Here is a 12,104-nt window from a genome sequence, read left to right as displayed (position 1 = left end):
CGATTATTCCTCAGTTTGAGGTTTGAAATTGGCTTGAATGCGTTCACTTGAGGGCAATTCTTCCCATGGATTCACATTTCCTTTAATATCAATGCCAAGCCGCTGCATATAGGCGATGATAGCTATGATCTGTTTATCAGAAGTGATTTGAATGCCTTCTATTTCATCAAAGCCATTTTGCCGTAATCCTTCCATTATATCGTTAGCCTGAGCTTCAAGGTCTCGAATGGCAAGTTCTTCATAGCCTTCAGCATAGGGAACTCCAACTTTGCGCAAGGCATTGATGCGAGCCGGTATACTTTCCTTGTCCATGTCGTCAGTAAACATCCACGGATAAGCAGGCATAATGGAACCAGGAGAAGTAGAGGTTGGGTCGTACATGTGGCGTACGTGCCAGCTATCCGGGTACTTGCCACCTATACGATGCAGGTCAGGGCCGGTTCGCTTAGATCCCCATAGAAATGGATGATCATAGACAAATTCCCCGGCTTTGGAATACTCCCCATAGCGCTCAGTTTCAGAACGGAATGGGCGTATCATTTGTGAGTGACAGTTATTACATCCCTCGGCGATATAGATATCACGCCCTTCAATTTCGAGTGGGGTATAGGGTTTCACACTGGCAATAGTTGGTACATTTGAATCAACCAAAGCCGTTGGAACATATTCTATAATTCCACCAATCAAAATTACCACTAAAGTAAGTCCTGTAAATTGCAATGGCTTGGATTCAAGTCTGCGATGCCATTTTTCTTTGGTTCCCTCAGCAGGATTGATAACTGCTTGTGCTTCGTCTTCTTCTTCCATCACAAAAGAACCCTGGCGAGCAGTTTTATATAAGTTAAAGGCACCGATAGATGCACCGATAATGAATAAGGTTCCACCAATAGCTCTTAAACCATACATAGGCATGATTTGAGTCACAGTCTCAAGGAAGTTGGGATACTGGAGAAGACCTTCAGTTGTGAATTCTTTCCACATTAAACTCTGAGTGATACCGCCCCAGTACATTGGAATCACGTAAAAGATGGCACCAAGCGTAGCAAACCAAAAGTGAACATTAGCCAGTTTAATGGAGTACAGCTTGGTTTTGTATATGCGTGGAGTAATGTAATACAGCATCGCAAATGTAAGTCCACCATTCCAGAGCAGGGCACCGTTGTGTACGTGACCAATAATATAATCTGAATAGTGAGCGATGGCGTTTACGTTTGCAATCGATAGCATTGGGCCTTCAAAAGTTACCATGCCATAAGCGGTTACACCAACTACCAGGAATTTCAAAACGGGATCTTCACGTACCCGATCCCAGGCACCGCGAAGGGTTAAGAGTCCATTCAGCATACCACCCCAGCTGGGTGCAATTAACATCAAACTGAATACCGTTCCCAAAGCTTGAGCCCATCCTGGAAGTGCAGTGTAAAGCAAGTGGTGAGGGCCGGCCCAGATATAAATAAAGATCAAAGACCAAAAGTGAACAATGGACAGCCGGTATGAAAAGATAGGCCGATTTGCCGCCTTCGGGATGAAGTAATACATAATGCCCAAAAATGGCGTTGTCAGGAAGAAAGCGACGGCGTTATGGCCGTACCACCACTGTACCAGTGCATCCTGAACACCTGCATAAATCGGGTAACTCTTAAGCAGAGTAGCAGGTACTTCAAATGAATTTACGACGTGGAGAACTGCGACGGTTACAAAAGTAGCAATGTAGAACCATATAGCCACGTAAAGATGCTTCTCCCGTCGCTTCATGATGGTCATTATCATGTTGATACCAAAAATCACCCAAATAATGGTAATGGCGATATCAATAGGCCACTCAAGTTCCGCATATTCTTTACTGGTGTTTATCCCAAATGGAAGGGTTAATACCGCGGAAACGATAATAGCTTGCCATCCCCAAAAGTGAATTTTGCTGAGTAACTGACTCCACATGGGCGTCTTGGTAAGCCGGGGCAGTGAGTAATATACGCCGTAAAAAATAGCATTTCCGGCAAAGGCAAAGATCACCGCATTGGTATGTAGTGGACGAAGACGCCCATAGCTGAGTTCGGGGATAAAGCCGAGAAAATCCGGCCAAATTAATTTTAGGGCGATGGTTAACCCAACGATAAAACCGATAAGTCCCCACGCTAAAGAGGCGACTCCAAATTTTCGGACAATATCGTTATCGTAATGAAAGGTTTCTAAGGTTGTTGATGTCGATGACATTTATTCATCCCGATTTTTTTGGTTATGGTTTGATTCTTTTGTCGAAGATTTTTTGTTGTCAAATAATACACGCATAGATGGGGTATACTGATCGTCAAACTGACCGCTTTTGACGGCCCAGAAAAACAATCCCAGGAAAATAAGGGCGACCAACAGGCTAAACCCAATCAACATGTAGATTACTTCCATATAGTTAATCCCTGTTTTCGCGCATAATATCTTGTAGTTAAAAAAGTAAATACCATCACGCTGACAGAACTCAGCGGCATTAAAATAGCTGCTACCAGTGGGGATAGATGTCCTGTAATGGCGAATCCTAATCCAATGGTGTTATATAAAAGTGATATCACAAAACTTGCTATGATAATATTCATGCTTTGTTGTGAAAATTTTATGAAGTTCTTGAGGTTTTTTAAGGAATTTGATTCTAAGATTGCATCACAAGCAGGGGCAAAGGAGCTTACATCATCAGCCAGGGCAATGCCAAAGTCGGACTTCTTTAGTGCACCGGCATCATTAAGTCCGTCTCCAACCATGATTACTCGCTCTCCTTTTTCTTGCAGCCGATTGATGAACTCCAGTTTTTCTTCAGGTTTTTGATTGAAAAGGAGTGAACCGTCTGATCCAAAATAGGTATTGAATTCTGATTTCTGTGCCTCGTTATCACCGGATAATAAATAGGTACTGAAGGTGTCTTTGATGGATTGAAGCAAATCTAAAATCCCATTTCTTACGCCTGCCCTGATCCCAAAAAATCCTTTATAAATTCCGTTTATAGAAAGGTGTACCGTTGATCCATTGAAGTTTGATTCAGGAATATGTTCCATATTAATGCCGGATTGATCAGCGAGAAATGATGTTGAGCCTATACAAATTAGGTCACCATTAATCTTTGCTGAAAGGCCTTTTCCGGGCAGCTCTTCAAAAGAATTAATAATCGCCCGGTCATCGCGAGGAGCAACTGTTGTTGAAATAGATTGCGGTCGGTTTTCGACGAAGCGATCTCCCTGAATCGACTCAGTTTCCATTGAAGGGAGATTGCTACCGACACTTTCTTGTACGGCACAGGCACGAGGTTTGTTCACTCCGTTCACCGAATCTCTCGCAATGACATCCTTGAGGTAGAGAGAAATTTTTCGGCTCAATGGATGGATGGAATTTTTACAGGCTGACTTCACCCAAATCTCTTCCTGAGGTGAAAGTTCATCTCCAATAAATTCCACTTCGGCAGAATCACTTTTCGTCAGCGTACCTGTTTTATCGAATACAATAGAGGTGGCTTTGGATAGGTTTTCGATCAATAAATGATTTTTTATAAATAGGCCATTCAGCGATAATACATTGAGTGCAGATCCCAACGTAAAAGGAGTGGACAGAGCCAGTGCACAAGGACACGCAATAATTAGTACCGCAGTAAAAACGGAGAGGGCGGAATCCATTCCAGTCGTTTGCAGCCAATAAAAGCCGGAGAAAAAAGCAATTCCCAAGACCGCAACTGTGAAGTATGGACTTATTTTATCAGCAAAAGTAGTGAGCTTTAATTCTTTTTCATTGTTTTGGAAAGCTTCGTGATTCCAAAGTTTGGTGAGATAACTGTTGGTTACTTTTTCTTCCGTTTGCAATAGAGCGGAGCTGCCAATTAGCCGACCACCGGCGAAAATACGTTCACCTTTTTGTACGGTTACCGGTTCAGATTCACCGGTTATGAAACTATAATCCATAAAAGCCTCATCTGAAATCAGGGTAGAATCACATGGTACTAATTCCTGATTACGAAGCCGCATTTGCTGATTAGGCCGAATTTTATCGAGTGAGACTGAATATTCTTCACCGTTGTTGTTCAGCACATTTACAGCGATGGGAAGATAGGAACGGTAATCCCGGTTAAAAGAAAGCCGGTTAAAAGTTTTTTGTTGAACGAGTTTTCCGATTAGTAAAAAGAAGATAAGCCCGGTAAAAGAGTCCATATAGCCGGTGCCGGTCATGGTAACAATCTCATATACACTTCGCGAAAATAATGCTACAATTCCAATGGAAATAGGTACATCTAAATTCACTCCACGCTGACTTAAAGCTGCGTAAGCAGACTTCAAATAATCACTGCTGCTATACACCAACACCGGAACGGCAAGGATGATATTCAATGCTCCGAAAAAGATGTGAAAGTTTCCACCAAGCCCGCTGCCTGTGGTGTCCAGGTAGTCCGGAAAGCTGAATAGCATGATGTTTCCAAAAGCGAATCCTGCAACGGCCATTTTCAGCCAAAGAGAACGATTTTGGTGAGATTTTTCGGTTTTAGAATCGAGTTTTTCGAGTCGTATTTCCGGCTCATAGCCAATGGTTACTAACTGTTCTACCACATTCCGAAGTGTGGTTTTATCGGTATCTATAAGAACGGATAATTCCTTCTTTAAGAAATTCACCCCGCTTTGCAAAACACCACCATCCAGCTTCTGGAGATTTTCTAACAACCACACACATGACGTACAGTGGATGTTGGGAATGTTCAAAGTTATCGAAAGTTTATTGGCATTACGGAAATCAGATATGCGGTCAATAACCTCGTCATCTTCGAGGTAGTCAAAACGGGCACGGTGCTTGGTATTTTTTAAATTGATACCGGGATTTTCATCCAAATCATAATAGGTGCAAAGTCCGCTTTCATCGAGTATTTGGAAAGCAGTTTTACATCCAGTACAACAAAATGGTTTTTCATTAAAGTGGATAGTGTCCTCGGCACAGTCTTCTCCGCAGTGGTAGCAAATTTCAGACGATATGACTGCCGAAGAATTCATTATTTGAATGAAGGCACACCATTTGAAAATTGCAAACGGAGGTCGAACCAGGTTTGAGTCATATTTTGATCAACTTGCTCAAAAGTTATGTTTTTGAGCCACTTTTCAATTTTCTTCCTTTCCCCAGACCAGAATGCATGAAAAGGGCAGGGTTCAATATTTCCACAGCCTTCAATGCCCATAAAGCATTTATCAAAAAACTCGGTGCCGTCTATAGCAGCAATCACATCCATCATGGTAATTTGATCGATGGGTTTAGCCAAATAAACTCCTCCATTCAAACCGCGCTGTGATTTAAGGATACCTGGTTCTTTAAGTTTAGCCAAAACCTGAGAAAGATATGCCGTTGGACATTTCAGAGATTTTGAGAGATAAGAAGCAGAAATGGCTCCGTCTTCTGCATGCTTTGAAATCGCAATAATTGCTGAAATGGCGTATTGAGCGCCTTGTGAAATCAACCTCATAAGGTAGGTTTTAATTCAAATATTTAAATTCTAATATTGATATTAGATTTTACGGTGATTTTGACAAATATTCAATAAAAGAGGAGAGATTTTTTTGTAGAAGAAATTAATCTTAAGCTTGGGTAAAGGAGTAGATAGGATACTTTTGGTAATTTGCTATGATAATCTTTTAAATAGTTTCAACTCCGGAGGAGTGACAGAGTGCAGCCACGCGGCTTCAGCCTGTGGTTATTATATAGCCTAATGATTTAGTCTTGTAAGGACGACACAACATTACTGATATAAAACTGAATTCGGACCATCCTTACGGGATTTGACATTTTATACATTAAACCCCGGAATGAATTCCGGGGCTACATTCGGCCGTCCCATTGGGACTATTACTCTGCTACAGAATGGCGGGAGTGAAATGAAATTAGTCACTCTTAGAAATGTATAAATTATTTAATGTTATAGTGCTTTCGTGGCAAGCATGCATCAGTGACTATCCGCCCAATCTGTGTCATCTGCGTTCTATTCCGAAAGCTTTATAAAATAAATACTCTCTTTAAGAAAAATTCATAATGGATGGCTATCATTGGGGTAAATCATTCATCAAATAAAATTCTATGAGTAAGTATATGACGGCTGCAGAAGCGGTAAAGGCTATTCAATCAGGCGATCGGGTTTTTGTGCACGGTGTTTCAGCTACTCCGGTTCGGCTTATACAGGCAATGACTGATCGGCACGAGGAACTAAAGGATGTAGAGGTTATTCATCTCCATACAGAAGGTCCTGCCCCTTATGCTGATCCGGAATACAAGGATAACTTTTTTGTGAATGCCTTGTTTGTCGGCGCAAATGTAAGAAAGGCAGTCAATGAAGGTCGGGGAGACTATGTGCCGGTTTTTTTAAGTGAAGTTCCGAATTTATTTCGTCATGGAATTTTACCTTTAGATGTAGCTCTTATTCATGTTTCCCCTCCGGATGCCCATGGATTCTGCTCATTGGGAGTATCAGTAGATGCAGCGGTTGCTGCAGCCCAAACCGCAAAGCACGTAATTGCTCAGGTGAATCCAAATATGCCTCGCACCCACGGCGATGGACAAATTCACGTAAGCAAAATTAATGCTTTTGTTGAAGTAGATGATGCGATACCTGAACAAATTGTTCCTGAACCAGATGACTCTGAGCTTAAAATTGGACAATATTGTGCCGAACTGATCGATGACGGAGCGACATTACAAATGGGCATTGGAGCCATCCCCAATGCAGTACTAAAAAGTTTGACCAACCATAAAAATCTGGGTGTTCATACGGAAATGTTTTCAGATGGAGTGATTGAGTTGGTTGAAAGTGGGGTGATAAATGGAATGAATAAAAAAATTCACCCCGGTAAAGTAGTCAGTGGTTTTGTAATGGGTTCCCGTAGAACCTATGATTTCATAGATGATAACCCCTCTGTAGCCATGTTGGATATTGCCTATATAAATGATACGGCAGTAATCCGAAGAAATCCGAAAGTAACAGCCATCAACAGTGCAGTGGAAGTGGATTTAACGGGACAGGTTTGTGCTGATTCTATCGGTACGTTCCATTATTCCGGTGTGGGCGGACAAATGGATTTCATTCGCGGAGCTTCATTATCTCCTGGAGGAAAGCCCATTATTGCGCTGCCTTCAACTACTAAAAAAGGAATCAGCCGTATTGTTCCATTTCTGAAACAGGGTGCAGGTGTAGTTACTACACGAGCTCACGTGCATTATGTAGTCACAGAATATGGAGTTGCTAATTTATACGGAAAGAATTTAGGTCAACGCGCCAAAGCATTAGTAGATATTGCCCATCCGGATCATCGCGAAGAACTGGAGAAAGCGGTTTCCGAACGATTTGGAGGTTAAAAGTACAACGGCTCGCTGAGCGGTTTTTTGGTGGAATTAGTATCGACAACTTAGTCTTTCCGGTTAACTATTCAACTAATAACGAATTTCCCCTCAAACCATTAGAGCCTTTTCTCAAATAATCGTACCTTCTGTTCCGTCTGAACACATCCGGTTATTTGAAGCCGGATAAATCCCAATTCCAACATACCAAAATGTCTAATACCGCTATTCAGGAACCGGAAGTAAACCTGGAACTTGCCCTCGAACACGGTCTCACCGAAGAAGAATATGAAATGATTGTTTCTCGCTTGGGACGTACTCCGACTTTTACCGAACTGGGCGTGTATTCCGTGATGTGGAGCGAACACTGTTCCTATAAAAACTCCATTATTGAACTCAAAAAACTTCCATCCGAAGGTGAGAATTTATTGGTAGGAGCCGGAGAAGAAAATGCGGGTCTGGTAGATTTAGGCGATGGACTTGGATGTGCGTTCAAAATTGAAAGTCACAATCACCCTTCTGCTATTGAGCCCTATCAGGGAGCGGCAACGGGTGTTGGTGGTATTCATAGGGATATTTTTACGATGGGGGCTCGCCCGGTAGCAAGCTTGAATTCGCTGCGTTTTGGTTCTATGGAAAACCCTCGCGTTCGATACTTATTAGATGGAGTGGTTAGAGGAATCGGGGACTATGGAAATTCATTTGGTGTTCCTGTTATAGCGGGTGAAGTGGTTTTTGATGAAAGTTATGAAGGCAATCCCCTCGTCAATGCCATGAGTATTGGGTTAGTAAAGGAAGGTGAAACAGCTTCAGCAATTGCGGAAGGCATTGGAAACCCGGTGATTATTGTGGGCGCAAGTACAGGGCGGGATGGAATTCACGGTGCTACCTTTGCTTCAGAAGAAATTAGTGAAGAAAGTGAAGCCAAACGTCCCAGTGTACAGGTTGGTGATCCTTTCACTGAAAAATTATTACTGGAAGCCAGTCTTGAAGTGCTACAAACCGGAGCCGTGGTTGGAATGCAGGATATGGGAGCAGCCGGTATAGCGTGTTCCTCATCCGAAATGACCGCTAAAGGTGGACAGGGAATGCGCGTTGATTTGGACAAAGTCCCGGCGCGTGAAGATGGTATGACGGCCTATGAATTGCTGCTTTCGGAAAGTCAGGAGCGCATGTTGATTGTAGCTGAAAAAGGTCGCGAGCAAGAAATTATTGATGTCTATGAAAAATGGGACCTCCACGGAGTAGTGATCGGCGAAGTGGTTGAAGGGGATAAAGTAACGTATTGGAAAGAAGGCGAAATTAAAGCCGAAATTCCGGCTGACCATTTAGTCCTTGGCGGTGGAGCCCCTCAATATATCCGCGAAACCAAGAAGCCATCATACCTTGATGAAGTTCAGAATTTTGATGCCTCTTCATTGGACCATCCCGATGATCATACCGAGACCTTGAAGCAATTACTTGGGTCACCCAATATAGCCTCCAAGAGATGGGTACATGAGCAATATGACACCATGGTTCGTACCAATACGGTAACCGGCCCGGGAGCTTCAGATTCCGGTGTTATTCGTATTAAAGGAACCAATAAAGGATTGGTTGCTAAAACGGACTGCAACGGTCGTTATGTATATTTGAATCCTCGTAAAGGTGGACAAATAGCAGTGGCTGAATCTGCCCGAAACGTAGTTTGCTCAGGTGCAAAACCGATGGCGATTACGAACTGTCTGAATTTTGGAAACCCGTACAAACCGGAAGTATACTGGACGTTCAAAGAAGCATTAGGAGGTATGGGTGATGCTTGTCGCGCTCTAAATACACCGGTGACCGGTGGAAATGTGAGTTTCTATAATGAAAATCCAAACAGTGCTATTTTCCCATCTCCAATAATTGGGATGCTTGGTGTAATAGAAGATGTAGAAAAACACCTAACCACCCCTGCATTTAAAAATGAAGGAGATCTCGTACTCTACATTGGAGCCGACCGAAAAGGATTGGGTGGCAGTGAGTATCTAAAAACGATCCATGAACTTACCACAGGTGATGCCCCCGAAATCGATCTCGATTTTGAAGTCAAATTACAAGAGTCACTTTTAACTGCTATTAAGTTAGGATTAGTTACCGCAGCTCATGACCTTTCTGATGGTGGATTAGCAACCTCATTGGCAGAGATGGCTATCTTTGGAAAGAAAGGAGCAGAACTTTCTGTAGATACTTTAACCGGAACTCCGCATGAGATTTTATTCAGTGAAGCTCAATCCGGAGTAGTAATAACAATTGCTGCCCCTGAGCTTCAAACGGTAAAACACCACTTTGAAGAAGCTGATGTTCCGCTGTATGAATTGGGTGTTGTTAAGGGAGATACACTTGAGATTAAAAACATGCTTTCCCTGGATGTTGCGGAATCCGAAGAGATCTACGAGAGCGTGATTCCTAAAGCCATGGAAGTCTGAGAATAATTTTAATTCTATAGCTTCTCAATGACTTTCTTTAGCATGCCCTGAACGGTGTCGGCAACTTCGCCGAGTTCCTTATTCTCGATAGCTTGCATGGAGGCGATGGGATCTACTGCTGAAACCTCGACAGTGCCATCTTCATGTTCCTGAACGATTACATTACAGGGAAGCATCAACCCAATATGTCCTTCAGCCTGAAGTGCTTTGTACGCATTGGGCGGATTACAAGCTCCAAGAATCCGGTAATTCCTAAAATCCACGTCCAGCTTTTTCTTCAGCGTTTCCTTGATGTCTATGTCGGTGAGTACGCCAAATCCTTCTTCTTTCAGGATGGCCGTTGTTTTTTCAATGGCTTCATCAAAGCCAAGATCTATGGTTTTACTAAAATGATATGACATGGGATTTTTGATTGATGATTTGAGATTTATGATTTGCCACTAAAACACGAGATTCATTCATTGCTTGTGAGCATAAGATGAGTACATCCAGACAAGTTTCTCTTGTTCAGTAATGTAATCACTCATCATTGCGTTGGTACCTTCGTCGTCTGCCTCATCTGAGAGGTCAAGGATTTCACGTTGTAATGTTATCAACGCTTTAAAAGCATCCAGGATTTCATCTATAGCTTTTTCTCCATCAGTGACTTTTCGGCTTTCTTCAATCAACGATTTTGAAACGTATTCTGAGTACCGGTGTTCGGGGGTAAACCCAAGGGTGAGTATGCGTTCTGCGACATCATCAATTTTCACGAAGAGGTCATTGTATAACTCTTCAAATTTTACATGCAGCTCAAAAAAGTTTTTACCTTTAATGTTCCAGTGATATCCTCGCGTATTCTGGTAAAAGACGGTATAACTGGCTAACAATACACCAAGTTTTTCGGATAGTTTTCCTGATTTGTCTTTATCAAGACCGATATTATTTAGATTACTCATAATTTTTTCTCTGTTAATTTAATGCCGCTATGGCAATTGTAGATTCCAGTTTTACTTCAGTTGTAATAGACCGAGTGATTAGGCAGGCTACTTCTGCCTTCTGTAATATTCTTTGGCCTTTTTTTCCTCGTTACGAACGTCTCGTTCGTAATGCATGCCAGAACCGCTGGTTCGAAATAATGGAATAAAAAATTATCCGGCAACTCCAACAACAACTTCCGGTTCCAGTTTCACATCCGTTTTTATGGAGCGGGTAATTAAACAAGCCTCTTCGGCTTTTTGTAAAATTCGGAGTGCCTTATCTTTCTGATTCTCATCCATGATAACCAATTTGGGACGGAGAATAATTTCACTCATCACAAACTTGCCGGATTTGTTGCTCATGGTCCCGGTTGCCGGCACGGACAGGTCTTCATATTTCAGCTTCGAATATTCTGCGATAGCTCCAAAGGTCGTCATAAAACAGCTGCTTACAGACGCAATAAACAAATGCTCCGGACTCCAAACACCTTCCACTCCTCCGGGAAATTCAGGGGGAGTTGCCACTTCAATTGAATCAGAGAGTTTATTTGAGCTGAGGGTTCCTTGTCGGTCCTCATTCCAGTTGAGATCTACATCATAGGTATGTTGAACTAATTTGCTCATCGTTCTGCCAGATTTTGTTCAATAATTTGTTTGAGCTGTGGCATTTGAACTACGCCGGCTTGTTGCCATATCAATTCACCGTTCTTGAAAAGGATCAAATTTGGAATTCCCCGTACTTGGTATTTTATAGCTACATCCGGGTTCCGCTCGGTATCAATTTTGATGATGTTGAGTTTGTCGCCCATTTCACTTTTCAGTTGTTGAAGGATGGGTGTCATCATTTTACAGGGAGCACACCAGTCGGCATAAAAATCCACCAATACCGGTGTATCGTCATTAATGATATCGTTGAATGATTTCTTTTTGGTTTCTGTGCTTTCCATGATGATTTATTTAACCTCAGTGTAATTGATTTCAGATTCTTCGGTATTCTTGAATTCCTTTTGTTGGGGAACTCCACAAGATTGTGATACCATGCACCCAGTATTGGTAACGGCTTGAAAGACAAAAAAGGCACTCAAAAAGCCGGTAAAAATATCTTGATACCAAATGGCCATTACTGCCAGGAAAATTCCAATGGACAATGCTACCCAGCGCATAGTGTGCCAGTTCATAAACAACTTCGTTTTTATAATTGAATTCATATCTATAAATACTGTTCTATTGTGAAGACAATATTAAACTGATTTAGTAAAGGAGGATAAGTTGTTATAACAAGTTATTACACGTGCACCGAGGCTTTTAATCTTGATAACATTCATTCAATCAGACCATCTAAGAAGAAATTGGTCTTGTT

General features: G+C 42.1%; 11 protein-coding genes. 2 read left to right on the top strand and 9 right to left on the bottom strand.

Annotation, left to right across the window (positions count from 1 at the left end; all coding sequences use genetic code 11):
- Positions 1-3: 3 nt before the first annotated feature.
- From ccoN to RI561_RS02695, 4 genes are read right to left on the bottom strand one after another with little or no spacing between them, the layout of a single operon-like run.
- The gene (gene ccoN / locus RI561_RS02710) at positions 4-2,214 is read right to left on the bottom strand and encodes a cytochrome-c oxidase, cbb3-type subunit I (RefSeq protein WP_395078684.1); all 2,211 of its coding nucleotides are present in this window, start codon (positions 2,212-2,214) and stop codon (positions 4-6) included.
- Complete coding sequence (gene ccoS / locus RI561_RS02705; protein WP_395078683.1) at positions 2,215-2,403, bottom strand: cbb3-type cytochrome oxidase assembly protein CcoS; 189 nt, start codon at positions 2,401-2,403, stop codon at positions 2,215-2,217.
- Positions 2,394-5,009, bottom strand: coding sequence for a heavy metal translocating P-type ATPase (locus RI561_RS02700; protein WP_395078682.1), 2,616 nt, complete (start codon positions 5,007-5,009; stop codon positions 2,394-2,396). Before RI561_RS02700 ends, ccoS begins: the two co-directional genes overlap by 10 nt.
- On the bottom strand, positions 5,009-5,473 hold the full coding sequence (locus tag RI561_RS02695; protein WP_395078681.1) for an RrF2 family transcriptional regulator: 465 nt from the start codon (positions 5,471-5,473) through the stop codon (positions 5,009-5,011). Before RI561_RS02695 ends, RI561_RS02700 begins: the two co-directional genes overlap by 1 nt.
- Before the next feature lie 608 nt (positions 5,474-6,081).
- On the opposite strand from RI561_RS02695, the gene RI561_RS02690 reads away from it, so the two are divergent.
- A complete protein-coding gene (locus RI561_RS02690; RefSeq protein ID WP_395078680.1) occupies positions 6,082-7,353 on the top strand; it encodes an acetyl-CoA hydrolase/transferase family protein in 1,272 nt (423 codons plus the stop codon).
- Between the two features lie 194 nt (positions 7,354-7,547).
- Positions 7,548-9,785, top strand: coding sequence for a phosphoribosylformylglycinamidine synthase subunit PurL (gene purL / locus RI561_RS02685; RefSeq protein WP_395078679.1), 2,238 nt, complete (start codon positions 7,548-7,550; stop codon positions 9,783-9,785).
- A gap of 14 nt (positions 9,786-9,799) precedes the next feature.
- Here purL and RI561_RS02680 read toward each other — a convergent pair whose 3' ends face one another.
- From RI561_RS02680 to RI561_RS02660, 5 genes are all read right to left on the bottom strand, one after another.
- Positions 9,800-10,186 carry a DUF302 domain-containing protein gene (locus tag RI561_RS02680; RefSeq protein WP_395078678.1) on the bottom strand — a complete coding sequence of 129 codons (387 nt, stop codon included), beginning with the start codon at positions 10,184-10,186 and terminating at the stop codon, positions 9,800-9,802.
- A 57-nt stretch (positions 10,187-10,243) separates the two neighbouring features.
- Positions 10,244-10,723, bottom strand: a complete 480-nt coding sequence (locus RI561_RS02675) for a Dps family protein (protein WP_395078677.1) — start codon at positions 10,721-10,723, stop codon at positions 10,244-10,246.
- Positions 10,724-10,915: 192 nt separating this feature from the next.
- Positions 10,916-11,368, bottom strand: coding sequence for an OsmC family protein (locus tag RI561_RS02670; protein WP_395078676.1), 453 nt, complete (start codon positions 11,366-11,368; stop codon positions 10,916-10,918).
- Positions 11,365-11,691, bottom strand: coding sequence for a thioredoxin (trxA, locus tag RI561_RS02665; protein WP_395078675.1), 327 nt, complete (start codon positions 11,689-11,691; stop codon positions 11,365-11,367). The genes RI561_RS02670 and trxA overlap by 4 nt, the downstream gene beginning before the upstream one ends.
- Before the next feature lie 6 nt (positions 11,692-11,697).
- Complete coding sequence (locus RI561_RS02660; protein WP_395078674.1) at positions 11,698-11,922, bottom strand: hypothetical protein; 225 nt, start codon at positions 11,920-11,922, stop codon at positions 11,698-11,700.
- Positions 11,923-12,104: the final 182 nt, after the last annotated feature.

The organism is Gracilimonas sp. (assembly GCF_031581265.1).
Lineage (GTDB): Bacteria > Bacteroidota > Rhodothermia > Balneolales > Balneolaceae > Gracilimonas.
Note: the sequence above shows the minus strand (reverse complement) of the source record. Positions and strands in the feature narration are given on the sequence as shown.